The organism is Comamonas sp. A23 (assembly GCF_004522605.1).
Lineage (GTDB): Bacteria > Pseudomonadota > Gammaproteobacteria > Burkholderiales > Burkholderiaceae_C > Comamonas > Comamonas thiooxydans.
In genome coordinates this window covers 55779-79193 of the sequence record NZ_RSDT01000002.1, presented here as the reverse complement: position 1 = coordinate 79193, position 23415 = coordinate 55779, and the positions used below count along the sequence as shown (strand labels likewise).

Sequence of the window (23415 nt, the reverse complement as noted above, 5' to 3'; positions counted from 1 at the left end):
CAAAGCGCCTCAGGGGGTTAGTGAAGTGTTTCGTTGCCCGGAGCCATGGGCTCGATACGGAAAAATCCCGTACCGGCCGTGCCGCGACCGATCTCTTCCTCGGTGGCCTCGCGCACGGCTTCGATCTTGAGGTGCAGGCGGATGGCGATTCCGGCCAGTGGGTGGTTGCCGTCCAGCACCACATGCTCGGGATAGATTTCGGTGACCGTGTAGAGCAGATCGGGAGGCACGGGGTTGGTGCCCTTGGGCATGGCCGTGCTCTCGAAACTCATGCCTTCCTCGATCTCCTCGGGGAACAGCTCGCGCTTTTCCAGGAAGATCAGGCTCTCGTCATAGTCGCCGAATGCCTCTTCGGGCTCCAGGTGCAGGTCCAGTGTGGTGCCTACGCCGTGGCCTTGCAGAGCCTCTTCGATGCGCTTGAACAGGTCATCGCCGCCGACAAGGAACTCCACGGGCTCGTCCAGCACATCCAGCTCCTCGCCCAGGGTGTCTTTCAGTGTCCAGGTCAGGGCGACCACGCATTGTTGGGTAACTTCCATGGTGTGTGTATGCAGTTGGTGGGCCGCGGGCCAGTCCCGCAGCCGAAATTGAAACGCCGCCACGGCCGTGGCGCAATGGCAGGCATTGTCCCATGCGCTGCCCGCAACTGCAGCACAGGCCTTTTGTTACACCCTGCAAAAAGCACTTGCACAGCCTTCACATTGGCGCTCTTGCAGGCCTGCATACTGACCCCATCTCTGCTGCAAGTAATTTGCGGGCTTTAAGGAAGGCACCATGACCTCTCAGGAACAACAACTGCTGCAAGACCTGTGCGCCAGGCTGACGCTGACCCAGGGTCAGCCCAAGGACGCGCAGGCCGATGCCGAGCTGCGCCGTGGATTGAGCAACGCGCCCGATGCGGTCTACTGGCTGGCCCAGCGCACCTTGATGCTGGAGCAAGCCATTCAGCAGGCCCTGCAGCAGATCGGCGAGTTGCAGCAGCAGGTGAAGCTGGCCCAGCAAAGCCAGAGCCAGGGCGCCGGCAGCTTTCTCTCGGGCGGCCTGGGCACGCACTTCGGCCGCGCTCCCGAGCGCCATGTCGAGGATGGTGGCTACGCTGCCAATGCCCAGCCTCCCTATCAACCCCAGTACCAGCCGCAGAACCAGCCGCAAGTGGCGCCTCAACCTTCCAGCTGGCGCGACCGTTTCTTTGGCGGCGGCTCGGCGCCCCGTGCTGCAGCGCCGCAGGCCTACGGCCAGCCTGCAACCTCTGCCGGCAGCAGCTTCCTGGGCAATGCCGCAGCGGCCGCAGCCGGCGTGGCTGGCGGCATGTTTCTGTTCAACGGGCTGGAGAATCTGATGGGCGGCCATCACGCCGGCTCGGGCAGTCAGAGTGGCGGCGAAAGCAAGTCGCTGGCGCAGGACAGCAGCAACCAGGGCTTGCATGGCGATAGCGGCAATACCTCGAGCCTGGCCAACGATGCGGGCCTTGGCAGCATAGACAACTCAGCCAGCTTTGACAGCGGCAGTTGGGACGATGGCGGCGGCTTCTTTGACGATGACTTTGCCTGATTACATGCTTTGAGATTTTTGAGGCTCAAGCCCTTTTCCATCAAACGCTAGCAGCTATGGATTAGATAGTGAGAAGGAAAAAAGAAAGCCACCTGGCGTTTTCAAATCAGGTGGCTTTTTTAATTTCAGTAGCGATGGGCGTGAGCTTTAACTAGGGCGCGACCTAAGTGTGGGACAGCAAGCAAGCGCCGCCGCGCAGCAAAGCTGTCGTCCCCCCGCGAAGCAGAGAGGGGGAAGCGGCGGGGCCGCCTAGGCAAAGCCGCTCAGGGGGTCTTTAGAACGGATAGTGGCGTTCTGTGGTCTGCATGGTCACCCAGCGGGTTTCGGTAAAGGCATTGATGCCCTGCTGGCCGCCGAAATGGCCGTAGCCCGAGGCCTTGACGCCGCCAAACGGCATCTGAGCTTCGTCATGCACCGTGGGGCCGTTGATATGGCAGATGCCGGTCTCGATGCGCGCTGCCACACGCCAGCCACGGGCCGTGTCCCGGGTGAAGACTGCGGAGGACAGACCGAACTCGTTGTCATTGGCCGTGGCAATGGCTTCTTCCTCGCCGTTCACGCGCACGATGCCCTTGACCGGGCCGAAGGTCTCCTCGTGGAAGATGCGCATCGCCGGCGTCACATGGTCGATCAGCGTGGCGGGCATCAGCGTGTTCTCGGCCTTGCCGCCGCATACGATTTTTGCGCCCTTGGCCAGCGCGTCGTCGATCATGGCATTGCAGCGCTCCACCGTGGCCAGATCGACCACCGAGCCCAGCACCACGGGTCCCTTGCGCGGGTCACCCAGCGGCAGGCTGCGGGCCTTGGCGGCAAACTTGGCGATGAACTCGTCGGCCACCTTGTTATCCACCACAAAGCGCTCGGTGGACATGCAGATCTGGCCCGAGTTGGCAAACGCGCCAAAGGTGGCGGCGTTCACGGCCGCATCGATATCGGCATCGTCCAGCACCAGAAACGGGGCTTTGCCGCCGAGCTCCAGCAGTGCGGGCTTGAGATGCTTGGCGCAGGTCTGGCCGATGATGCGGCCCACACGTGTGGAGCCGGTAAAGCTCACGCGGCGCACGGCCGGATGGGCCACGATGGCCTCGATCACGCTGCCCGCATCGGCGGGCGCATTGGTCACAAAGTTCACCACGCCGGCGGGCAGGCCTGCGTCCTGCAGCGCTTCGATGATCAGGCCGTGGGTGGCGGGGCAGAGTTCCGAGCCCTTGAGAATCACGGTATTGCCGCAGGCCAGGGCCGTGGAGATGCTGCGCACGGCCAGAATCACGGGGGCATTCCAGGGCGCGATACCGAGCACCACGCCGGCGGGCTGGCGCACGGCCATGGCCACGCTGCCGGGCACGTCGGAGGGAATGATCTCGCCATTGATCTGCGTGGTCAGCGAAGCCGCTTCCAGCAGCATGCTGGCGGCCAGATGCACGTTGAAGCCGGCCCAGATGCCCGATGCGCCGGTCTCGGCAGCCATGGCCGCGGCAATCGCTTCGCCCTTGGCTTCCAGCGCCTGCGAGGCCTTCATCAGCATGGCGCGGCGGGCATTCGGCCCCAGTTGCGACCAGGCGGGGAAGGCTGCTGCCGCTGCATCGCAGGCGCGAATCGCGTCCTCGGTCGTGGCTGCCGGCGCGCGTGTGGCCACGCTGCCATCCAGCGGGTTCCTGCGTTCAAAGGTCGCGCCATTGCCGGCTGCGCATTCCTGGCCGGCTATCAGCATTTTTTGTTCGATCATTTTTCATCTCCTTTTGACGTGAAAGCAGTCATCAAAGCTGCCTGTTGTTCATACCGTTGAAATTAGACGCGGCCCAGCACAGAGGTGTCGAGCAAGGGCCTAGGCGGCCCAGCAGCCCCGCAGCGTGGGCTGCCCCAGCATGGACTGCCCCAGCATGGGCTGCCCCAGCGATGGCATCGTCCCCCTCCGGGGGAAGCGGCGAAGCCGCTCAGGAGGATTCATCTCAGTGCTCTCCGCCCAAATAAGCGCGACGCACGGCGGGGCTGTTGCTGAGTTCTGTGGCCGAGCCTTCGCCCACAATGCGGCCCGTCTCCAGCAGATAGCCACGGTCGGCGATGGCCAGGCTCTGGCGCGCGTTCTGTTCCACCAGCAGCACGCCCATGCCCAGTGTCTTGATGCGCGCCAGGGCGGCGAAAAGCTCTTTGCACATCAGCGGCGACAGGCCCAGCGAAGGCTCGTCCAGCAGCAGGATATCGGGCTGGCTCATGAGAGCGCGGCCCACGGCCACCATCTGCTGCTCGCCGCCGCTCATGGTGCGAACGACTTGCGGCAGGCGATCGCCCAGCTTGGGAAAGAGGGCGAAGACCTGCTCCAGATTGCTGGCCTCGTTGGCGCGTGCGCGCTGGGGCTGGGCTCCCAGCAGCAGGTTTTCCTTGACGCTGAGATCGCCGAATACGCCGCGCCCTTCGGGCACCAGGGCCAGGCCGGCTTGCACGATGGCATGCTGGGGCAGCTGCATCAGCTCCTGGCCCGCCAGTTGGGCGCTGGCGCCGGCCTGCGGCGTGACCATGCCGCCCAGCGCCTTGAGCAGGCTGGACTTGCCCGCTCCGTTGGCGCCCAGCATGACGACCAGCTCGCCGGGCTGAACCTGGAGGCTGACCTGGTGCAGCGCCTCGTGCTTGCCGTAGCTCACCGAGATATTGCGCACTTCAAGCATGGCTGGCCTCCGCTGACCGGTCTTCATCTGCAGTCACGTCTTCCCCCAGATAGGCACGCACCACCTCGGGCTCTTGGAGCACCTGGGCCGTGGGGCCGTCGGCTATTTTCGTGCCCGCGTTCATCACCACGCAGCGGCTGCACAGCGCGTGTACGGCGTCCATCACATGTTCGACCATGAGAATCGTCAGCCCCGTGGCCTGCAGCTGCCGGATCAGTGCAATGCCCTGCTGCAGCTCCGTGGGGTTCAGGCCTGCCAGCCATTCGTCGAGCAGCAGGATCTGCGGCTCCAGCGCCAGCGCGCGGGCCAGCTCCAGGCGCTTCTGGTTGATATAGGTGAGCTCGCCCGCGGGAGTATTCGCCAATTCGGCCAGACCCACCTGATTCAGCAGTTGCAGGGCACGCGCAGCGGCAGGTTTGCCAAACAGCGGCCGGGGCTTGAAGGCCATGCCGGCAATGACGTTGTCGCTGCAGCTCATGGAGCCCAGCACCTTGACCAGCTGGAAGGTGCGCGCCACGCCCAGGCGGGCGATCTGGTGGCTTTTGAGCGGGTGGATGGGCTTGCCGTTGAATACGATCTCGCCGCCGTTGACGGGCAGGGCGCCCGAGATCAGATTCATGGCCGTGGTCTTGCCCGAGCCATTGGGGCCGAGCAGGCCCACGACCTCGCCCGGATAGACGTCAAAGCTCAGTGCGTTGACGGCCACCAGGCCGCCGAAGCGTTTGGTGGCACCGCGCACGGAAAGCAGGGTGGCGGTCTTCATGGCTGCTCTCCCTTGCTGGCCGCATTCCTGCCCAGCAGTCTGGCCAGCACGCCAGACAGGCCCTGGGGAATGAAGTACACGATCACGATGAATACCAGGCCCAGCAGAATCGAGAAATGGTTGGGGAAGTTGGCGGCCAGGTACTCGAACAGCAGCACCAGCGGCACGGCCCCCAGAATCGGGCCGAATAGCGCGCCGGCACCGCCGAGCAAGGCCATGATCAGGGTCTGGAACGAGACGGCAGGAGCAAAGGCAATGCTGGGGTCGATATAGGTCCAGCGCGGAGCCATGATGGCGCCCGTGACGGTGATGAACACGGCGCTGAGGGCGAACAGCAGCAGCTTGGCCGTGGTGGTGTTGATGCCCACATGGGTGGCAACGGTCTCGTCCTCCCCGATCACGCGCAGCGCCAGGCCCAGGCGCGAGCGGTTGATGAGGGCGCGCAGCGCCAGCACCAGGGCCAGCATGGCCAGCAACTGCCAGTAGATATCGAGCTGGGTGATCTCCACGAATACATAGCGGCCCAGGTCCTTGGTGATGTTGACTTCCCACCAGGTGACGAGCTGCTTGACCAGCTCGGCCAGGCCGAAGCTGAAGATCACGAAGTACACGCCCGACAGCCGCAGCGTGGACAGGCCCACGATCAAGGCCATGACCAGGCCCACGCCGGCCGCAATGCCCAGCACGGCGGCCCAGGGCAGGGACTCGCCGAACACGGCGGTGACATAGGCGCCCATGCCGAAGAAGGCGACGGTGGCCAGCGAGATATAGCGCGTCGGCCCCGAGAACAGCGCCCAGGCCGTGGCCAGCACGCAGTACATCAGAATGCTGATCATGAGCGAGAGGTAGTACTCATCCGTCAGCCAGCGCGGCAGCAGTGCCAGACCGGCGGTGGCGATGGCGCAGATGGCCCAGATCAGAATTTCTTTGCGGCTCATCGTGCAGTCCTCCCGAACAAACCGGTGGGCTTGAACAGCAGCACCAGCAGGAACACCGCGTAATTGACGGCCAGCGTCAGGCCGGGGTCGACAAAGGAGGCCACCAGCGTTTCGGCAAAGCCCAGCAGCATGCCGGCCACCAGGCAACCCATGAGATTGCCCACGCCACCCATGATGACGACGATCAGCGCCTTCATGGCAAACATGGTGCCCATGCCGGCCGAGAAGGGCAGAAACATGCTGACCAGCACGCCGCAGACCGCCACCAGCGCGCCGCCCAGACCATAGGCCAGGGCCGCCGTGCTGCGCACATTGATGCCGACCAGATGTGCGAACTGAGGTGCCACGGACACGGCGCGCACCACGGCGCCGGTACGCGTGCGTGTCAGCAGCAGGTACAGGCCGCCGCCCAGCACGATGGCAAAGCCCAGCACCAGCAGACGGTTGGCCGCGACCTTGCTGCCCAGGATCTCCACGGGATCGGCCAGATAGCTGTAGCTGTGATAGTCGCCGCCGAACATCACCAGCATGACGCCCTGCACGACGAACAGCATGCCGAAGGTGGCCAGAATCGAATCCACCTCCAGCGCCGGTCCGCCCTTGGCGCGGCGCACCAGCGGCGTCAGCAGCAGCTGATAGATCAGCCACTGGATGACAAAGCCCAGCGGCACCACCAGCAGCACCAGAAGCAGCGGTGAAATACCCCAGCTGCTCACCGCAAAAAAGGCCAGAAAGGCCGGCGCAATCAGAAACTCCCCATACGAGAGATTCATGATGCGCGCCACGCCATACTGCAGCGTCAGCCCCATGGCCACCAGGCCGTAGAGCCCGCCCAGCATGGCGCCAGCGAGAAGGATGTCTATTAAATTCATAGCGTATACCGCTGGTGATTCATTGTTCTTGTTATGAAATCAATGCAAAGTGAAAGCGAAACATGCGCAACCAGCTCTTGTTTTGATAGTTCTTGCGGAGCTGGGCGAATGCTGGAATAGGCATGCCCCAGCAACGGGACAGCGAGGAAGGGCAGCCCCGCACCGAGGCTGTCGTCCCCCTCCCATAGCGCGAAGCGCGTAGAGAGAGGGGGAAGGCGCGCAGCGCCTCAGGGGGTGACCCGCGGTATCACCGCAGGCTTGACCCCCGCCCGGTTGGTCGGCGCAATCGCATTGAACTCGCCGTTCTGCCACTGGCCCACATGCCAGAGCTTGGTCAGCATCTGGCCTTCAAGCTTGACGGGGCCGAGCACGGTCTCGAAGCTGCCGCTCTTGAGTTCCTGCGTTACGGCGGCGCGATCGATCTTGCCCACGCGCTCGATGGCCTGCTGCAGCATCTGCAGCGAGGTGTAGACGATGGGGCTGGCAAAGCGGTCCGATTCCTGGCCGGTCACCTCCTTGAAGCGCTTGAGGTAAGCCTGCATCTGCGGGTTGCCGGCATCGATGCCACCCGGCGCCATCACGCCTTCGGCCGCTGCGCCGAACTTGCCCTTGAACATGGGGAATTGCGTGCCCACGCCGGTGAACAGCACCTTGGGAGCCAGGCCCAGCGTCCTGGCCTGCTCGTTGATCAGCATGGTGTCGGGTGGGTAGGAGTAGGCCACGAAGGTGTCGGCACCCTTGCCCTTGGCCTCGTTGATGATGGGCGTCATGTCCTGGGTGCCGATCGGATAGCTCTTGTCGTAGACCAGCTCGAAGCCATGCTGCTTGGCGGCCTTGCGCGTGGCATTGGCCAGCTCCACGCCAAAGCCGTCGGCGATGTTGATCATGGCGATCTTGTTGTTGATCTTGCCGTCCTTCTTGGCCTTTTCCAGCATGGCGACCAGACCCTCGGCATATTCGCCGCCCGTGCCCAGGAAGAAGAAGGCATGCTTCCAGCGCTTGGCCAGATCGGGGGCCTTGTCGGTCACCGAGGTGGCGGCCAGCAGCGGGTATTTGTGCTTTTCGTAGGTCGGCCCCACGGCCAGGTTGGAGCCCGTGCCCCAGGGCGGCAGCACGAAGTCCACCTTGTCCTGGGTGATCAGGCGCTCGGTGGCGCGCACGGCCTCCTCGGTGCTGGAGCGATCGTCGTATTCGATGACCTCGATGGGCACGCGCTTGTTGTAGGCCTTGAGCATGATGCCGCCGGCGTCGTTGATCTCCTTGACCCAGAGCTTGTAGTTGGGCGCCGTGGTCACGGAGGTTCCGCCCGCGTTGACGCCGGTCTTGGCAATTGCCCAGCCGATACGGATGGACTTGGGCGCTTCCTGGGCCAGGGCCTGGCCGCACAGACCCGCCAGGGCCGTGGCTGCGACCAGGCTTTTGAGAACAAAACGCTTGTCGGCGAATGTCATGCTTGTCTCCTTTTTATGGACGGGTGTCCGGGTTTTCGGCCATCGTAGGAAATCGCGGCGCAAGGGGCTTGTCTGTGCGTGCACTGCGTCTTGTCTGTGCATGCAAGTGTCTGTGGGTAAACACTGATTTCCCTGCGAGGCGCCGGTTTTGCCCGGACCCGGGTCCGGGTCGCTATGGATAATGAAGCATCCTGTTACTTCTTCAGGAGCCCAGATGCGGCCAGACATTCCTGCCTACCAAGTGACCGAGAAGATGACCGAGATGCAAGGTGCCCAAGCCGTGGGCGCCTGGCAGCACTGGATGTCAACGCTCTATGGACTGGAGAGCGATGTCTATGGCGATCAGCATTTCTCGGCGCGGCTGGGAACCTTGGAGCTGGGGCCGGTGGGCATGACCCGGATCGAGGCCAGCCGCCATCGCGTGCGGCGCACATCGGCCAGCATGGCGCGGCACAGCACGGACTTTCTCAAGATCGTGGCTCCTTGGCATGGCGAGGCCCGCGTCTGCCAGAACGGGCGCGAAGCCGTGGCGCGCAGCGGCCAGTGGCTGATCTATGACACCACGCAGGAGTACGAGGTGCTCAACCCCGAGTGGTGCGAGCATCTGATCATCACCCTGCCCAAAAGCCGCTTCGAAGACCATGGTCGCGCCATCGACGCGCTCATGGGGCGCTATGTGGGCGGCAGCGAAGGCGTGTCCCGCATTGCGCTGGACATGATGCGCGGCACTTTTGCCGAATGTCGGGCCATGGGCCAGGGTCTGGCCCAGCATGTGACGGATTCGCTGCTGCAGCTGATCCAGCTGTCCCTGCTCGATGCCTGCGGCCGTGCGGCCTCCCTGAGCGCCAGCGAGCTGCTGCTGGGCCGCATCAAGGCCTATGTGCGCCAGCACCTGCGCGATCCGGCCCTGAGCGTCGATGCCGTGGCCGCAGCGCTCAACTGCAGCAAGCGTCATCTCTACAACGCCTTTGCCGATGAGAGCCTGTCCATCAGCCAGCATATCTGGGCCGAGCGCGTGGCCCTGTTCCAGCGCGAACTGCTCAGTCCTGCCAATCGCCACTGCACCCTGACCGAGCTGGCGCTGGCTAGCGGCTTTGCCAGCGGCGCGCATCTGAGCCGCCTGTTCAAGCAGCACACGGGGCAGACGCCGGCGCAGTTCAGGGCAGGCATGTTTGGCTCCAAATTGCTCAATTAAGAGTTAAACAAGCCTCAGGTTCAGATGCTAAATACGCTGTAAGCTATCAATAAGGTAGCAATCCAAAAACAAAAAAGCCACCCGGCGTTTTCAAATCGGGTGGCTTTTTTGCGTGCTTGGCTGCGACCAAGAGCGTTGGATTGAGCATGCTCTGATTCAGTAATACCGAGCAAGGGCCGCCCCGCAGCGAAGGTATTGTCCCCCTCCCGCGCAGCGAGAGAGGGGGAAGCGGCAAAGCCGCTCAGGGGGAGCCTCAGATATCTATTCCGCACTTGCCCGGAGCCAGAATCCCGTTGGGGTCCAGAGCCCGCTTGATCTTGCGCTCGATATCGCGCTTGACCGGACCGTAGCTCTGCGCCACGCGCTCCTGGAAGGCCGTGTTCACGCGGTACACGGCATAGCCTTCCTTTTCGAACTCGTCCAGCAGCTCGGCAAAGCAGGCGTTGGCACGCTTGGTTTCCTCTTCGTTGCTGCGGTCGTAGAGCACATCGATGACATGGTGCATATCGCGCCAGCCGACGATGAACTCGCCCACATAGTCCAGACCATGCTTGTTGAGGATCTTCTTGGCCAGCGACTTCTGCTTGTCGCACTCGCTGCCGCGCGCCTGCGACACAGGAGCAAACCACATCGAGCCGCCACCCCCGCGCCAGTTGTAGAGGCCGAATTCCTGCAGGTTGGGCACGCCCGACATGAGCTGGGCACGGTACTTGAAGGGCTGGGTGTCGCCAGCCATTTCTTCGGTGATCAGACGGCCCTTGCCCAGCTTCTTGAGCGCGTCCTGCACGATCTTGAAGTTGACGTCGACCTGCTCCCTGGTGCCGTACAGCGCCGCGTAGACATTCCAGGCGCCCAGATGCTTGTCCTTCTGGATCTGCTTGAGGATGGCGTCGGGCGTATGGCCGGGCTCGGTGGTGTAGTCCGAGCGGCGGGTGTTGCAGGTGGATGCCTCCCACAGCACGCCCGCGATCACCACCGAATTGGGGATGACCTGGGCGATGCGCAGGGGGCGGATGAATTCCACGATCTCGGAGATATCGCTGTCTTCGTCGAACTGGATTTCCAGCGGCTTGAAGACCGGGGGCTTGGGCATCAACCAGAAACCCATCTTGGTGCAGATGCCGTAGTTGGACTGGGTGAACATGCCGTCCAGCGTCGGGCCGTAGCCCCATTTGAACACCTGCCAGGCCTTGTCGCCCTTGACGCCTCCCATGCCGGTGCGCAGCACATCGCCGTTGGCCATCACCACTTCCATGCCGCACTGCATCATGAAGTGTTCGCCATAAGGTGTGTAGCCCACGCCGCGGTCCATGGTGTTGCCCAGAGGGCCGGCAATGGCCGAAGGTGCCGAGAACGACAGCATCAAGGGAATCTTGTTCTCTTCGAGGTAGTCGTAGAGCATCTGGTAGGTCACGCCAGGCTCGACCAGGGCCGTGCACAGTTCGGGGTCCACGTGGATGATCTTGTTCATCTTGCGCAGATCCAGCACCACCTGGCCGCGCTGGCCCGGTGCGGCCGAGCCGTAGCCGAAGTTGCGGCCGGTGGAGATGGTCCACACGGGCACCTTGTGCGCGTTGCAGATCTTGACGACCTCTTGCACCTGCTCCACGGTGGTGGCAGTCACAACGGCGGAAGGTGTGTGCTCTTCGGTAGGCACAGCCATCATCACCTTGGTGTAGGGACGAACCAGCTCGTCCTTGATCATCACATTGTCTTCGCCCAGGGCCTTCTTGAATTGGGCGATGGCCGCATCGAAGCTGCTCTCGCTCATGCCCTTGGGCAGGGCCATGTATTTGCTTGTCATGCTCTGCTTTCCTTGTTTCTTAGATTACGCAGCTAAAGGACACGCGGGCTTCCTTGCCTGCTGCCGCCGTGGTGGTGTTCATGACTTGACCGGACGCCAGCGACCGACCCAGCGCCTGGGCCCAGTCAGCGGCGGCGCCGTCTACGCGATGGTGTTCCACGGCCAGCACGCGGCCACCGCTGGAGCGAACCAGGTCCAGCACCAACGTGGCCGAGGCGTCATCAAGCAGACCCACCAGCAGGGTTTCATGGCTGTCGGTCAGCAGCTCGCCCAATTGGTTGAATGCGGCGCTGTCCAGACCTTGAAGGCCGGTGTGCACCACGTTGCGGGAGGTGCTCTGAACACCGGCCGCAAAGGCCTTGTCCAGCGCGCTGGCGTGCATGGAGGAGGTCACGGCCAGCACCTCGGCAGAGCGTGTGGCTGCGCTGGCGGTGCGGCCTGCAGCGGAGGTGGCAGCCTGTGCCCAGCCTATGCCGGAGACAGCCAGACCTGCAGCGGTCAGACCTTTGAGAAGGGAGCGACGATCGGTTTGCATTGCATCGTCCTCCTTATTTCCTGGCTGGCTCGGCTGCCTTGGGGGCCTCTGTCTTGGACAGGTAGTTTGCCAAGTCTTCCAGCGTGGCGTCGTCGATATCGGTCACGCGAAAAGACGGCATGGCGTTCATGCCGTTGCGCGCAATGATCACGTAGGTCGCGGGCGGAAAGCCTCGCCCCTTGATGACGGGGCCTATGCCGGCTTCATGGCATTTGGCGCAGGTCTTTTCGTAGAAGCGCTGGCCGGGGCCAATGTTGTGAGAGTCCGCAGCCGAGGCGGCGAGGCTGAGGCCAGACAGCAGGGCTGCCATGGCCAGTTGGGAGGCATGTTTCAACGTGGGTCTCCGGTGGTTCTGTGGGTCGGCAGACACAAGGCGCGGGCTAGGGCTCGCGCCTTGCCCATGCGGGCGCTGCACCTGAGGTCTTTGCCTCATGGCCCAGTGCCCGCGATGGAGGTTTCAAGCGAAGACAGGAGTCATGCCTGCCGGCTACGACTGCTGTCCTGGACGCTTTAGAAGGGGTAGTGACGTGCGGTGGTCTGCATGGTGATCCAGCGGGTGTCGGTAAAGGCATCGATACCGGCCTGGCCGCCAAAGTGGCCGTAGCCCGAGTTCTTCACGCCGCCGAAAGGCATCTGTGCCTCGTCGTGCACGGTGGGGCCGTTGACATGACAGATGCCCGCTTCGATGCGGCCGGCCACGCGCCAGCCGCGCGCTGTGTCCCTGGTGTAGACGGCGGAAGACAGGCCGAACTCGTTGTCGTTGGCCATGGCGATGGCCTGCTCTTCGCCACGCACGCGCACGATGGCTTTTACCGGGGCAAAGGTCTCTTCACGGAAGATTCGCATCTCGGGAGTCACGCCGTCTATCAGCGTGGCTGCCATCAAGGTGTCGTTGGCCTTGCCGCCGCAAAGAATTCTGGCACCCTTGCTCACGGCATCGTCGATGAGCTCGTTGACGCGGTTCACGGTGTTCATGTCCACGACTGAGCCCAGCACCACCGGTCCCTGGCGAGGGTCGCCCAGAGGCAGGGTCTGGGCGCGGCTCACCAGCTTGGCGATGAATTCCTCGGCCACGGCCTCGTCCACGATGATGCGCTCGGTGGACATGCATATCTGGCCCGAGTTGGCGAAGGCGCCAAAGGTGCAGCCGGCCACCGCGGAGTCGATGTCGGCATCGTCCAGCACCAGAAACGGTGCCTTGCCGCCCAGCTCCAGAATGACGGGCTTGAGGTATTTGGCGCAGGTCTGGCCGATGATGCGGCCCACGCGCGTCGAGCCCGTGAAGTTCACGCGGCGCACGGCGGGGTGAGCCACCATGGCCTCGACCACGGCGCCGGCGTCTTCGGGTGCATTGGTCACGAAGTTCACCACGCCGGGCGGCAAGCCGCCTTCCTGCAGCGCTTCGATGATCAGGCCGTGCGTGGCAGGGCACAGCTCCGAGCCCTTGAGGATCACGGTGTTGCCGCAGGCCAGGGGCGTGGCAATGGCGCGTACGGCCAAGATGATGGGGGCATTCCAGGGGGCGATGCCCAGCACCACGCCAGCGGGCTGGCGCACGGCCATGGCCATGCTGCCGGGGATATCCGAAGGAATCAGCTGGCCGTTGATCTGGGTGGTCAGCGACGCGGCTTCGAGAAACATATTGGCGGCCAGATGCACATTGAAGCCGGCCCAGATGCCGGAGGCGCCGGTTTCTGCCGCCATGGCTGCGGCAAAGGCTTCGGCCTTGGCCTCCAGGGCCTGCGAGGCCTTCATCAGCATCAGCCTGCGTTCTGTGGGGCCCAGGGCCGCCCAGGCAGGGAAGGCCGCCTGAGCGGCTTCCACGGCACGCACGGCGTCGGCTGTTGTGGCGGCCGGGGCACGCGTGGCGACCGATCCGTCCAGAGGGTTTCTGCGCTCGAAAGTGGCGCCATTGCTGGCCTGTGCGGTCTGACCGCCGATGAGCATGCTTTGTTCAATCATCTTCGCTTCCTTCGCTACCAAGGTCGCGTGACCGCGGTCACTGCTTGTTGCTGCAAGTTGAAAAAAGTGGGAGCTGGTGCCGTTGCACAAGGCTTGTGTCACCGGGCTTGTCTCCCCCTTTTTGTGGTGTTTCGCCTGACACTGGCGTGTGAGTGATCGTAGGAAAAGCCTTGGCAAGATGCTGTGCGCAATGTGCACAAACCGTTTGACGAATCGTGCACGCAACCTAGGGTTTGCACTAGTTTGAATGCAGTGTGGGAGATTCTTTCCGGCCTGAGCACGAAAGTGCTCACTTACCGATAATTGCTGTACTTTGTCGGTACAGGCAGAGATAGATACAACGAGGAGTCAAGGCCCATGACCGCGCCCGTGGTACTGAGTACCGATGGTCTTCCCGAGAAGGAAACTGCACCAGCCTGGCAGGGCTGGATGGCGCAGCTGTTCTCGGGTCTGGAGACGGATCTGTATGGCGACACCTGTTTTGACGGGCATCTGAGCGTGGCATACGCCGGCGATGTGATGCTCACCAAGCTGGATGCCGGGCGCCATCGCGTCATACGCGACAGCCACCGTCTGCGCGACAGCGAAGCGGCCTATCTCAAGATCGTGGCGCCCTGGAGCGGCCATGCCGAGGTGGAACAGTACGGCAGCAAGGCCTGCGTGAGCAATGGCAGCTGGGCCATCTATGACACCTCGCAGCCCTATGTGGTGGCCAATCCCCGGCACACGGAGCACCTGATCATGATGGTGCCCAAACAAAGCATTGCCGAGCGAGGTCTGCGTCTGGAAAACCTCATGGGTCGATCCGTGGGGGGCAGCGCCGGCATTGCGCGCATCGCTCTGCAGACCATGCGCAGCACTTACCAGGAACTGGACAATATGACGGCACCGCTGGCGCGCCGCGCCGGGGAGTTGCTGGTGGACATGGTGCATCTGTCCCTGCAGGCACTTGGCGGGCAGGCCACGGCGGTGACGCAGAAGCAGGCCCTGTACGACCGCATCTGCGAGCATGTGGCCAGCCATGTGCGCGACCCGGGGTTGTCGGTCGATCAGGTGGCCGAAGCGCTCAATTGCAGCCGTCGGCATCTGCACAACGCCTTTGCGGGGCGAGACCAGTCGCTGGGCGGCTTCATCCAGCAGAGCCGACTGGAGCTTTGCATGCGGGAGCTGCATTCCCCGGCGCTCGCGCACCGCACCATTACAGAGATTTCCATGGGCTGTGGTTTTGGCAACAGCGCGCACTTCAGTCGTGCCTTCAAGGCCTATGCCGGCATGTCGCCGTCCGAATTCAGAGCGCTTGGTCATTGATCTGTGCTGACCAGCGTTTTCTAGGCCTATAGGACAATGCAGTCCGTTGCTTAGAAAGCAGGACTGTATTCATGGACATCAATACGCCGCTCACCCTGCTGGGTGGACTTACCGCTTCTCAATTCATGCGCAAGCACTGGCATAAAAAGCCTTTGCTGGTGCGCCAGGCCATTCCCGGCTTCAAGGCCCCGATTCCGCGTGCTCGCCTGTTGGCCATGGCGGGCGAAGAGGGCGTGGAGTCGCGCCTGATTCAACAGCTGGAAGGTGATAGCTGGAAGCTCAGTCACGGTCCGCTGTCTCGTCGCAGCCTGCCGGCATTGACCAAGCCGGGCTGGACCGTGCTGGTGCAGGGCGTGGACATGCATGACGCCAAGGCGCACGAGCTGCTGCAGCAATTCCGTTTTGTGCCCGAGGCGCGCCTCGATGATCTGATGATTAGCTTTGCCACCGATCAAGGCGGCGTGGGGCCCCACTTCGACAGCTATGACGTGTTCCTGCTGCAGGCCCACGGCAAGCGCCGCTGGCGCATCGGTCGTCAGAAAGACCTGTCTCTGCAGCAGGGCAAACCACTGAAGATTCTCTCCAACTTCGAGCCCGAGGAAGAGTTCGTTCTGGAGCCCGGCGACATGCTGTATCTGCCGCCCAAATGGGCGCATGACGGAGTGGCCGAAGGCGAATGCATGACGTATTCGATAGGCTTTCGCTCGCCCGATCGCAGCGAGCTGGGCCGCGAATTGCTGCTGCGCATGTCGGACGAGCCCGACGAGCCCGAAACTCCGGTCATTTATCGCGACCCCAAGCAGGAGGCCGTGAGCAGCCCGGCGCTGATTCCTGAAGGCATGTATGACTTTGCCCGCGAGGCACTGAAGAAGGCCATGGCCGAGCCGCTGGCGCTGGAGCGCGCGCTGGGCGAGTATCTGAGCGACCCCAAGCCCAATGTCTGGTTCGAGCACGGCGATGAAAACGGCATGTTCGAAAGCGTGGTGCTGGATCGCCGCACGCGCATGATGTATGACGCCAAGCACATCTTCATCAATGGCGAAAGCTATCTGGCGGGCGGCCGCGATGCCACGCTGATGCGCAAGCTGGCTGACACCCGGGCGCTGTCGCGCAAGGATCTGGCAACTGCCAGCGATGACGCGCTGGAGTTGCTGTCGTCGTGGTTTGATGCTGGCTGGGTTCGCTCGGGCGACTGAAACAGGGTGGACTTGTAACAGCGATCGTGCTAACTTACGTGTTTGTCCTCTGTGGCTCCTGCAGATTTCGCAGGCTTTGTGTAGGTTATGTAAATCTTTATCAAAGCTTTGTCAGGGATTTGACAGGAATAAATTTATGCTCCACAGTGTGGCTCAAGGCAAGCATGGGCTTGCCCGGTAAATGAGAACGCACCGATTTGTGCAGAATTGTTTGGTTGCTGTCAGTGTTAGTCAGCAATGGGCAAAACTACCTATAATGCGGGCTGAGTCGAATTTATCGTTTGACCTGATCTGCCAGAGCGATCAATAGCTGCAAAAGGCTGACCGTAATGGCAATCTGCATACCGTCTGCTGAACCTACCATTTAGGAAACTGTCATGAAGAACTCTCTGATTCTGGCTACCGTGATCGCTGCTGCTGCTCTGGCTGCTTGCGGCAAGAAGGAAGAAGCTCCTGCTGCTCCCGCACCTGCTGTGGAAGCTCCTGCTGCTCCCGCTCCTGCTGCCGAAGCTCCTGCTGCTCCTGCCGCTGACGCTGCTGCTCCCGCCGCTGACGCTCCTGCTGCTCCTGCCGCTGACGCTCCTGCTGCTCCCGCCGCTGACGCTCCTGCTGCTCCCGCCGCTGACGCTCCTGCTGCTCCCGCCGCTGAAGCTCCTGCTGCCAAGTAATTCGCTGCATCAGCCAGCTTGAGGCCCAGGTCTCGAGCATGAAAAAACCGCACTCAGGTGCGGTTTTTTTACGTCTGGATTTTGCAGAGGATTTTCGCGCTGCGGATGTGGGCTGGTATGCAAGGTCTGCACCTGTATCTGCACCTGTCTCTGCACTTGGGCGGATTCTGGCGGGCAAGCGCGCGCCATGAGCATTGCAGCCCAAGCCGAAGGTCGGCTTGTTCGGACATGAAAAAAGCCACCAGAGCGGAGCCCGGTGGCTTTTGTATGGGGTGCAGCGCTCTTTACTTCAGATCATCGGTGATGATGCGCACGATGCGTTGGCCGTTGGTGGAGCTGTCCGGCTGGCCTTGCTCATTGAGCACGCTGACCTGGGACTTGTTGCCATCACCCTTGACCTGGATCTGATACTTCTGAGGCGCGGCAGCTTCCTTGCCCTGGCTGAAGATCTTGCTGAAGAAGCCCTTGGACTCAGGCTTGGCGTTCGGGTCCACGTAGCGCACGTAGTAGAGGCCGCGGCTGCGGTCGCGGTCTTCCACGGTGAAGCCGGTGCGGTCCAGCGCCACGCCAACGCGGCGCCATGCGCGCTCAAAGCCTTCTTCCAGCTGCAGCGTGGGCACGCCGTTGATGGTGTCCATGCGTGCGCCGGTCGAGGTGGTAGCTGCAGACTTGTCCGCCTTGGCGACGGCAGATGCCTGCTCTTCGCTCACGCCCAGCTTGACCATGATGCGGCGCAGGAATTCGGTTTCCAGTTCGGGGTCGCGAGGACGTGGTTGCCAGATGGTGTTGTCCTTGCGCTCGCTGGTGTAGACCTCCTGCATGCCACGGTGGGTGACATAGATGCGGGTCTTGCCATCGGGTTCGCGCTCCAGGCGGGTGCGGAATTTATCTCGCTCGCTGGTGGAATAGAGCGAATCGAACACCTTGCCCAGGCTTTTGCGGATGATGTCCTGAGGCAGCTTGGCGCGGTTTTCGGCCCAGTCGGTCTCGAGAATGCCCAGTTGACGGTCTTCCATCGAGTAGATGAAGCCGTTTTCCAGCCAGAAGTCGCGAGTGGGCTCCCAGAGCTTGTCGGCTGCACGATCAACCACGAGCCAATGCTCGGCACCGTCGCGCTCGATGCGGACGTCGCCAATCTTGTTGGCCGCGGTGTTGTTGTCGGCAGGCTTGGCGGCCTTGGCATTGGCCTGCATGGCAGCAGCGGATACCACGCCACCAGGGACGGTATAGCGCGAGTCTTGCGACAGCTGCGTCAGATCCGGAGGGACTTCAAGAGAGGGAGCTTGATTCTTGCCCGCGCTCTTGTAGTCGATCTTGGTCTCTTGGAACGTGGTCGTGCAGGCAGACAGGCCCAGCGCGATGCTGAGCAGGCTCAAACGTGCTGTTTGTTGTTTCACGCGGATTGTCCTTGGGTAGCGTTCAAGCTATGTGCGAAAAACCGCTAGCTTAGCGCAACTCGATCAGAGTACGCCAACTTTACGCAGAGCATCCTCAACAACTGCTTCGCATTGCTCGCTCAGCGGCGTCATGGGCAAGCGCATGGCGGGGCCGCACAAACCCATGCGGGCTGCTGCCCATTTCACGGGAATGGGATTGGCTTCCACAAACAGGCTCTTGTGCAGGGGCATGAGCTTGAACTGGATTTCCATGGCGCGCTTGGTATCGCCGGCCATGGCGGCCTTGCACAGCTCGCTCATCAGGCGGGGCGCGACGTTGGCCGTCACGCTGATATTGCCGTGGCCGCCGCACAGCATCAGTGCCACGGCGGTGGGGTCGTCACCGGAGTAGACGCCGAAGCCGGCAGGCACGTCGCGGATCAGCCATTGGGCACGCTCGATGTTGCCGGTGGCTTCCTTGATGCCGATGATGCCGGGGATCTGGGCCAGGCGCAGCACGGTGTCATGCTGCATGTCCGCAACCGAGCGGCCGGGCACGTTGTACAGGACCACGGGCAGGTCGCCAGTGGCTTCGGCGATGGCCTTGAAGTGCTGGTACTGGCCTTCCTGTGTGGGCTTGTTGTAGTAGGGAACGACCTGCAGCTGGCTGTCAGCGCCCACCTTCTTGGCGTATTTGGCCAGCTCGATGGCTTCGTGCGTGCTGTTGGCACCGCAGCCGGCCATGATGGAGACGCGACCGGCGGCCTGTTCCACGGCGACACGAATGATTTCGCAATGCTCTTCGACATTCACGGTGGGCGATTCACCGGTGGTGCCGACCACACCGATGCAGTTGGTGCCTTCGGCCACATGCCAGTCGATGAGTTTGCGCAGCGACGGGTAGTCGACGCTACCGTCTTCGAGCATGGGCGTAATGAGGGCAACAATGCTGCCAGTGAGAGCAACGGAGGGTGATGTCATATCCGCAATCAGAAAACGGTAAAAATGAATTCTACAAACAGGGACAGGGTGCAGGCAGTGGTTTGCGATCAACAGTGCCTAGCAAAACTCTGTTTTTGTCGAAGTGTTGTTGATAAATGACGAAATGACGAAATATTTAATTTCTGTGCGTCATATTGTTCGTTGATCGTGGCTTTGTTTCGGACGGCATGGCTGCAATCTGGCGGCTTTGCAAGTCTTGCTCAATGCGGCCCGGCCGTTTTCCTCAAAGCCTGCAGGCAGGCCCGGCGACCGTGGTTCCTGCCCCGCCGGCATCGCTTCAGTTCGCGCTGTAGTTCCAGGCGCTGATATGGGCCTGCGCCAGTCGCTCCATGAAGTCCTCGGCATCTGCCGAGCGCACCACGGTCACGCGCAGGCTGTCGTCATCGGTGGCCAGCTTGATCAGGGCCAGCTGGCGGTCAGCCAGATGTTCGGCCATATGCTCCAGGCCCGATTCAACACCGTCAGCGGGCGTGTCCCACTGCCAGTCATCGGTGCCGGGAAGCCAGCGCGTGTTCGCAATGCCGTCGGCATCCTTCCAGTCAAAGCGGGCGAACTGACCGGCAACGGCAAGCAGATGCACCCAGTACAGGGTCAGCGCGTTTTCACCAGCGGGCAGATGCATGACATCGGGGTCGATCTCGTCATCTTCGTCCCAGCCCATGTCGTCAGGATCAGGTGCCGCCACGCAGTCGCGCCATTGCTGCAGCAGTTCTGCGGTCCGGCTTTCGTCATTCAGGCAGAGGATGCGCGATATATCCTGCATCCAGGCCCCATCCTCTGCCTCTATCAGTTCCGCGCGGGTCATGGTCGTGGTTTCGGGGGTGTCGCCACCCAGGCCCTTGAACATGCCGCGCAGTGCGTTACGGTAGTCCTCCCAGGTTTCTCCGGTGCGGGTGATGCTGAAATCCTGGATAGAGAACATGACCAGTTCGGCCTCCGGCCCTTCGCCCACAAAGGTGAGCAGTTCATTTTTCTTCGGACTGCAGTTCAGCGGCGGGCACCAGATATCAGGGGCGGCCAGCAGCTTGCCTTTGGTGTTGAAGATGCGCGGCTCGCCTTTTTCGGTGATGGCCAGAAGCTTGCGACCGGGAAATACCTTGGGGGGCGAGCTGCTGAAGCCGCGCTCTATGGTCTTGAACTGACAGGGGATGATTTCCTGGCCGCGGATGTCAATCACGCCTTCGAGGATGCGGTGCTCCTGTTCGCCCTGCTCGTTGACAAAGGGTTCCCGGACGCAGGCGACGGCCAGTTCTGTCTTGGCGCTGAAGTCGTTGATGTGCTCATAGCGGCCCGCATCAAACACAGGGTGGCCGTCGGGCTTGAGCAGCAGCTGGCGCGAGTCGCCATAAGAGCCTTGTTCGGCACGGATGAATTCGTCCTGCTCCTCGTTGTAGTCGATGCTGCTGAGCCCTTCGTGCAGCAACGCGAGGCCGGGCAGGTTGCGCAGCTCCTGCATGTTTTCCTGCCTCGGTGATCTGCAGGCCATCACATGGGGAGTGACAGCATAGGCGTCGCGATAGCCCTCGGAGGGCGATACCAGCCAGATGCCGTTCAAATCCTTGATGCCGGACCTCGCGCCTTCGCCCGGCGTGGTCTCGGGATAGTGCACGCTCAGATGCTCGCCAGAGACAAAAGTCATGCTCGCGCCTTCCAGGGGGCGCTGAAGCCAGCGGCCATAGGGCGTGACCATGCCCACAGGCCAGTGGTCGCGCTCGGCTTCGTTCTGTGGCTTCAGGCCCGTGCGCGGGTGCAGCTTGGGCATGACGTAATAGCTTTCGGTCGCTTCGTCCCAGGCGCCATGGTGGCGCGGCTCGTAGTGATCGGCCAGCCAGGCGGGCCAGTCTTCTTCGCTTTGCTGCTCGATCACCTCGGTGCGTGCAATGACCGAATCGCTCCACCATCCCAGATGGGATTGCGGTGCCCGCTTCAAGGCCTGCAGGGATTCGGGCAGCTCGCCGCCGCTGCAGCTCCATTGCCGGCATAGCTCGCGCTGGGCCTGCAAAAAGGTCGTGAACTCCGCTTCGTCAAAGTCATGCGGACATAACGTGGCGCAGTCCAGCAGCAGCCACTGGCGCGTGCTGGTGCTGATGGTGTGATCGATGTGCTGCCATTGCTTCTTGACGGAGTCGGGCCAATGCGCAGGGCATTTTGCGGGCAGTGGCTCAATCACGCTCTTGAGCCATTGCCAGCGGGCCCGGACCTGCTCCATGGGTGCGGCCAGGGCCGAGAGGCTTTGCTTGTCCTGGTAGGCGCTGCAGGGAACCAGTTCGGGCAGATGCCGCGCATCGCCCAGCAGCACGCTGAACAGCAGCGGTGTGCTGCTGAACCATTCGGCCCAGCCGTCACAACTGCCGCCGGGCTCTGCGGGCCACTCTGTCGAGGCACTGGGGTGTTCGTCGTGGGCAAGCAGCAGGGCGTAGGCGGGCATGGCGGTCGGGCAGATGTAGATGCAGAAGAAGGGCGTCAGGCTTGAAGCAATGCGGCAGGCGCGGCCGGGCCATCGGGCCTGATGGCGGCAATGCGCTGAACCACGCGCTCGGGCTGGTGCAGCAGGCCGTGCTCGTAGGCGACGATGTTCCAGCCTGCGCAGACCTGCAGCAACTCGGCTGGCGCCAGCAGGAAGTCCGGGCGCGAGGGCTTGCCATAGGCATCGTTGCCCTGGGCGAAGGTTTCGTAGAGCAGCACGCCGCCGGGCTTGACGCTGTTCAGAATCTGCGGCCACAGCGGACGCCACAGATAGTTGGTGACGACCACGCCATCAAAGCTGCGGCCCGTCAGCGGCCAGGCGTCGTTCTCGATGTCGGCGGTAATCGTCTCGGCGATATCCGCCACGGACCGGGTCGCTTCCGGCGCCTTGTCCACGCTGGTCAACGCGTGATTCAAGGCCGAGAGGAAACGGGTATGGCGACCCATGCCGCAGGCCAGATCCAGTACAGAGCCCTGCGGGCGTAGCAGATGGGCAAAGCGGGCAATCCAGGCGGAGGGCGCCGGCGCGCAGTGGCTGGCGGCAATCGCAGGAATGGCGGCGGGTGGGGGAGGCTGGGTGTTGCTGGTCATCTTGCGAAAACTATAGCAGTGCCCGTAGCCAAATCCTTGCATGGCCCGTGCGTCGCTGCATCGGCAGCAGCTCGCGCCGGCTCAGTGCGGCGTCACATCGTCCTTGAGCGCGGCCAGGGCCATGTCTTCCACCATGCCAGGGGCGATCAGCTTGATGAAGCGGCCCAGCTTGCCCTTGCCCGTCATCACCACCTCGCGCTGGCGGCGCCTCATGCCGTCGAGTATGAGGCGCGCGCATTCGGCCACCGTCATCGCGCCGTCTTCCTTGAGGCCGCTGACGCCTGCGGCCTCGCCTCTGGCGTTGTAGCCGTGGTAGCGGATGCGCGTATCCACCACGCCGGGGTAGGCCGTGGTCACGCTCACGCCAGCGGGTTTGAGCTCGATGCGCAGGGCTTCGAAGAAGCCGGCCATGGCGAACTTGCTGGCGCTGTAGGCCGTGCGACCCGGCACGCCGATCAGACCGGCCAGCGAAGACACGGCGACGATGGAGCCCTGGCTGGCCTTGAGGTGCGGCAGCGCCGCATGGGTGCACCAGACGCTGCCCCAGAGGTTGATGCGCATCAACCTCTCATACCAGCCCAGGTCTTGTGCGCTGACCTGTTCAAAGAGCGCATGGGCCGAGACCCCGGCGTTGTTGATCAGGGCGTCCAGCCCGCCAAACTGCTGCACGGCTGCGTCGATCAGCGCGCGGCACTGGGCCTCTTCGCTCACATCGGTGGGAACTGTCAGCACCTGCGCCCCCAGGGCCCGGCATTGTTCTGCCACGGCCTGCAGGTTGCCTGCATTGCGTGCGGCCAGCGTCAGCTGCAGCCGGCTTTGATGGGTTTGCGCCAGCTGGCGGGCCATTTCGGCGCCTATGCCGTCCGAGGCTCCGGTGATGATGATGCGGGCCATGCTCTCTCCCGGCCATGCCGCCCGGGCAGCTTGCCCAAGAGCTCAGAAGCAGGCCCAGACCTGGTCTGCGAGTGTGAGCATGAATTCCGGTTGCAGATACAGGGCAAACACCGCCAGCAGCAGCACGAGCACGGCACACCAGATAGAGATGCGTTGCCAGAGTTTGAGCGGCATGGTGGT

The 23415-nt window shown here is 62.7% G+C and carries 23 protein-coding genes; 6 read left to right on the top strand and 17 right to left on the bottom strand.

All coding sequences use genetic code 11. The annotated features are described in order from the left end of the window. Positions 1-17 precede the first annotated feature (17 nt). Positions 18-539 (bottom strand): peptidylprolyl isomerase, encoded by a 522-nt coding sequence (locus tag EIC84_RS04790; protein WP_003064531.1) that lies wholly within the window; start codon positions 537-539, stop codon positions 18-20. A 235-nt stretch (positions 540-774) separates the two neighbouring features. Between EIC84_RS04790 and EIC84_RS04785 the strand changes: the two genes are divergently transcribed. After that, positions 775-1551: a DUF2076 domain-containing protein gene (locus EIC84_RS04785; protein ID WP_003064534.1), complete on the top strand. Its 777-nt coding sequence runs from the start codon at positions 775-777 to the stop codon at positions 1549-1551. A gap of 274 nt (positions 1552-1825) precedes the next feature. On the opposite strand, the gene EIC84_RS04780 is transcribed toward EIC84_RS04785, so the two are convergent. From EIC84_RS04780 to EIC84_RS04755, 6 genes are all read right to left on the bottom strand, one after another. Then, positions 1826-3277 (bottom strand): aldehyde dehydrogenase, encoded by a 1452-nt coding sequence (locus EIC84_RS04780; RefSeq protein ID WP_003064537.1) that lies wholly within the window; start codon positions 3275-3277, stop codon positions 1826-1828. Positions 3278-3500: 223 nt separating this feature from the next. Further along, entirely contained in the window at positions 3501-4214 is a 714-nt protein-coding gene (locus tag EIC84_RS04775) for an ABC transporter ATP-binding protein (RefSeq protein ID WP_003064540.1), read from the bottom strand. After that, positions 4207-4977, bottom strand: coding sequence for an ABC transporter ATP-binding protein (locus tag EIC84_RS04770; RefSeq protein ID WP_003064543.1), 771 nt, complete (start codon positions 4975-4977; stop codon positions 4207-4209). Before EIC84_RS04770 ends, EIC84_RS04775 begins: the two co-directional genes overlap by 8 nt. Beyond that, entirely contained in the window at positions 4974-5915 is a 942-nt protein-coding gene (locus EIC84_RS04765; RefSeq protein ID WP_003064547.1) for a branched-chain amino acid ABC transporter permease, read from the bottom strand. Before EIC84_RS04765 ends, EIC84_RS04770 begins: the two co-directional genes overlap by 4 nt. Beyond that, positions 5912-6787 carry a branched-chain amino acid ABC transporter permease gene (locus EIC84_RS04760; RefSeq protein ID WP_034361855.1) on the bottom strand — a complete coding sequence of 292 codons (876 nt, stop codon included), beginning with the start codon at positions 6785-6787 and terminating at the stop codon, positions 5912-5914. The genes EIC84_RS04765 and EIC84_RS04760 overlap by 4 nt, the downstream gene beginning before the upstream one ends. A gap of 227 nt (positions 6788-7014) precedes the next feature. Then, positions 7015-8238: an amino acid ABC transporter substrate-binding protein gene (locus EIC84_RS04755; protein ID WP_003064554.1), complete on the bottom strand. Its 1224-nt coding sequence runs from the start codon at positions 8236-8238 to the stop codon at positions 7015-7017. A 214-nt stretch (positions 8239-8452) separates the two neighbouring features. Here EIC84_RS04755 and EIC84_RS04750 point away from each other — a divergent pair, with 214 nt between their 5' ends. Continuing rightward, positions 8453-9433 carry an AraC family transcriptional regulator gene (locus EIC84_RS04750; RefSeq protein WP_003064557.1) on the top strand — a complete coding sequence of 327 codons (981 nt, stop codon included), beginning with the start codon at positions 8453-8455 and terminating at the stop codon, positions 9431-9433. A gap of 253 nt (positions 9434-9686) precedes the next feature. Here the strand turns inward: EIC84_RS04750 and EIC84_RS04740 are convergent, their stop codons facing one another. From EIC84_RS04740 to EIC84_RS04725, 4 genes are all read right to left on the bottom strand, one after another. After that, entirely contained in the window at positions 9687-11237 is a 1551-nt protein-coding gene (locus EIC84_RS04740) for an FAD-binding oxidoreductase (RefSeq protein ID WP_003064558.1), read from the bottom strand. Positions 11238-11256: 19 nt separating this feature from the next. Then, positions 11257-11772: a hypothetical protein gene (locus EIC84_RS04735; RefSeq protein WP_003064560.1), complete on the bottom strand. Its 516-nt coding sequence runs from the start codon at positions 11770-11772 to the stop codon at positions 11257-11259. A gap of 13 nt (positions 11773-11785) precedes the next feature. Next, the gene (locus EIC84_RS04730; protein WP_003064562.1) at positions 11786-12106 is read right to left on the bottom strand and encodes a cytochrome c; all 321 of its coding nucleotides are present in this window, start codon (positions 12104-12106) and stop codon (positions 11786-11788) included. Between the two features lie 176 nt (positions 12107-12282). Then, complete coding sequence (locus tag EIC84_RS04725; RefSeq protein WP_003064565.1) at positions 12283-13734, bottom strand: aldehyde dehydrogenase; 1452 nt, start codon at positions 13732-13734, stop codon at positions 12283-12285. A 357-nt stretch (positions 13735-14091) separates the two neighbouring features. On the opposite strand from EIC84_RS04725, the gene EIC84_RS04720 reads away from it, so the two are divergent. The 4 genes from EIC84_RS04720 to EIC84_RS25935 all read left to right on the top strand — a co-directional run bounded on the left by EIC84_RS04720 (position 14092) and on the right by EIC84_RS25935 (position 17097). Next, the gene (locus EIC84_RS04720) at positions 14092-15042 is read left to right on the top strand and encodes a helix-turn-helix domain-containing protein (protein WP_003064567.1); all 951 of its coding nucleotides are present in this window, start codon (positions 14092-14094) and stop codon (positions 15040-15042) included. 71 nt (positions 15043-15113) lie between these two features. Further along, positions 15114-16238, top strand: coding sequence for a JmjC domain-containing protein (locus EIC84_RS04715; RefSeq protein ID WP_003064569.1), 1125 nt, complete (start codon positions 15114-15116; stop codon positions 16236-16238). 377 nt (positions 16239-16615) lie between these two features. Then, positions 16616-16906 carry a hypothetical protein gene (locus EIC84_RS04710; RefSeq protein ID WP_034361858.1) on the top strand — a complete coding sequence of 97 codons (291 nt, stop codon included), beginning with the start codon at positions 16616-16618 and terminating at the stop codon, positions 16904-16906. A gap of 38 nt (positions 16907-16944) precedes the next feature. Continuing rightward, complete coding sequence (locus EIC84_RS25935) at positions 16945-17097, top strand: hypothetical protein (RefSeq protein WP_160162808.1); 153 nt, start codon at positions 16945-16947, stop codon at positions 17095-17097. Between the two features lie 93 nt (positions 17098-17190). Here the strand turns inward: EIC84_RS25935 and bamC are convergent, their stop codons facing one another. The 6 genes from bamC to EIC84_RS26530 form a co-directional block, all read right to left on the bottom strand. Beyond that, a complete protein-coding gene (bamC, locus tag EIC84_RS04705; RefSeq protein WP_034361860.1) occupies positions 17191-18303 on the bottom strand; it encodes an outer membrane protein assembly factor BamC in 1113 nt (370 codons plus the stop codon). 63 nt (positions 18304-18366) lie between these two features. Continuing rightward, positions 18367-19263, bottom strand: coding sequence for a 4-hydroxy-tetrahydrodipicolinate synthase (dapA, locus tag EIC84_RS04700; protein WP_003064577.1), 897 nt, complete (start codon positions 19261-19263; stop codon positions 18367-18369). A gap of 298 nt (positions 19264-19561) precedes the next feature. Next, a complete protein-coding gene (locus EIC84_RS04695; RefSeq protein WP_003064580.1) occupies positions 19562-21712 on the bottom strand; it encodes a hypothetical protein in 2151 nt (716 codons plus the stop codon). A 35-nt stretch (positions 21713-21747) separates the two neighbouring features. Then, entirely contained in the window at positions 21748-22383 is a 636-nt protein-coding gene (locus tag EIC84_RS04690; protein ID WP_003064582.1) for a bifunctional 2-polyprenyl-6-hydroxyphenol methylase/3-demethylubiquinol 3-O-methyltransferase UbiG, read from the bottom strand. Between the two features lie 39 nt (positions 22384-22422). After that, positions 22423-23235, bottom strand: a complete 813-nt coding sequence (locus tag EIC84_RS04685; RefSeq protein ID WP_003064583.1) for an SDR family oxidoreductase — start codon at positions 23233-23235, stop codon at positions 22423-22425. A gap of 42 nt (positions 23236-23277) precedes the next feature. Beyond that, a complete protein-coding gene (locus EIC84_RS26530; protein ID WP_003064585.1) occupies positions 23278-23409 on the bottom strand; it encodes a hypothetical protein in 132 nt (43 codons plus the stop codon). Positions 23410-23415 lie beyond the last annotated feature (6 nt).

Excerpts from the sequence above, each read along its gene's own strand:
- EIC84_RS04790 (WP_003064531.1), bottom strand. The coding sequence starts at position 539 with ATGGAAGTTACCCAACAATGCGTGGTCGCCCTGACCTGGACACTGAAA.
- EIC84_RS04785 (WP_003064534.1), top strand. The coding sequence starts at position 775 with ATGACCTCTCAGGAACAACAACTGCTGCAAGACCTGTGCGCCAGGCTG.
- EIC84_RS04780 (WP_003064537.1), bottom strand. The coding sequence starts at position 3,277 with ATGATCGAACAAAAAATGCTGATAGCCGGCCAGGAATGCGCAGCCGGC.
- EIC84_RS04775 (WP_003064540.1), bottom strand. The coding sequence starts at position 4,214 with ATGCTTGAAGTGCGCAATATCTCGGTGAGCTACGGCAAGCACGAGGCG.
- EIC84_RS04770 (WP_003064543.1), bottom strand. The coding sequence starts at position 4,977 with ATGAAGACCGCCACCCTGCTTTCCGTGCGCGGTGCCACCAAACGCTTC.
- EIC84_RS04765 (WP_003064547.1), bottom strand. The coding sequence starts at position 5,915 with ATGAGCCGCAAAGAAATTCTGATCTGGGCCATCTGCGCCATCGCCACC.
- EIC84_RS04760 (WP_034361855.1), bottom strand. The coding sequence starts at position 6,787 with ATGAATTTAATAGACATCCTTCTCGCTGGCGCCATGCTGGGCGGGCTC.
- EIC84_RS04755 (WP_003064554.1), bottom strand. The coding sequence starts at position 8,238 with ATGACATTCGCCGACAAGCGTTTTGTTCTCAAAAGCCTGGTCGCAGCC.
- EIC84_RS04750 (WP_003064557.1), top strand. The coding sequence starts at position 8,453 with ATGCGGCCAGACATTCCTGCCTACCAAGTGACCGAGAAGATGACCGAG.
- EIC84_RS04740 (WP_003064558.1), bottom strand. The coding sequence starts at position 11,237 with ATGACAAGCAAATACATGGCCCTGCCCAAGGGCATGAGCGAGAGCAGC.
- EIC84_RS04735 (WP_003064560.1), bottom strand. The coding sequence starts at position 11,772 with ATGCAAACCGATCGTCGCTCCCTTCTCAAAGGTCTGACCGCTGCAGGT.
- EIC84_RS04725 (WP_003064565.1), bottom strand. The coding sequence starts at position 13,734 with ATGATTGAACAAAGCATGCTCATCGGCGGTCAGACCGCACAGGCCAGC.
- EIC84_RS04720 (WP_003064567.1), top strand. The coding sequence starts at position 14,092 with ATGACCGCGCCCGTGGTACTGAGTACCGATGGTCTTCCCGAGAAGGAA.
- EIC84_RS04715 (WP_003064569.1), top strand. The coding sequence starts at position 15,114 with ATGGACATCAATACGCCGCTCACCCTGCTGGGTGGACTTACCGCTTCT.
- EIC84_RS04710 (WP_034361858.1), top strand. The coding sequence starts at position 16,616 with ATGAAGAACTCTCTGATTCTGGCTACCGTGATCGCTGCTGCTGCTCTG.
- EIC84_RS25935 (WP_160162808.1), top strand. The coding sequence starts at position 16,945 with ATGAAAAAACCGCACTCAGGTGCGGTTTTTTTACGTCTGGATTTTGCA.
- dapA (WP_003064577.1), bottom strand. The coding sequence starts at position 19,263 with ATGACATCACCCTCCGTTGCTCTCACTGGCAGCATTGTTGCCCTCATT.
- EIC84_RS04695 (WP_003064580.1), bottom strand. The coding sequence starts at position 21,712 with ATGCCCGCCTACGCCCTGCTGCTTGCCCACGACGAACACCCCAGTGCC.
- EIC84_RS04690 (WP_003064582.1), bottom strand. The coding sequence starts at position 22,383 with ATGCAAGGATTTGGCTACGGGCACTGCTATAGTTTTCGCAAGATGACC.
- EIC84_RS04685 (WP_003064583.1), bottom strand. The coding sequence starts at position 23,235 with ATGGCCCGCATCATCATCACCGGAGCCTCGGACGGCATAGGCGCCGAA.
- EIC84_RS26530 (WP_003064585.1), bottom strand. The coding sequence starts at position 23,409 with ATGCCGCTCAAACTCTGGCAACGCATCTCTATCTGGTGTGCCGTGCTC.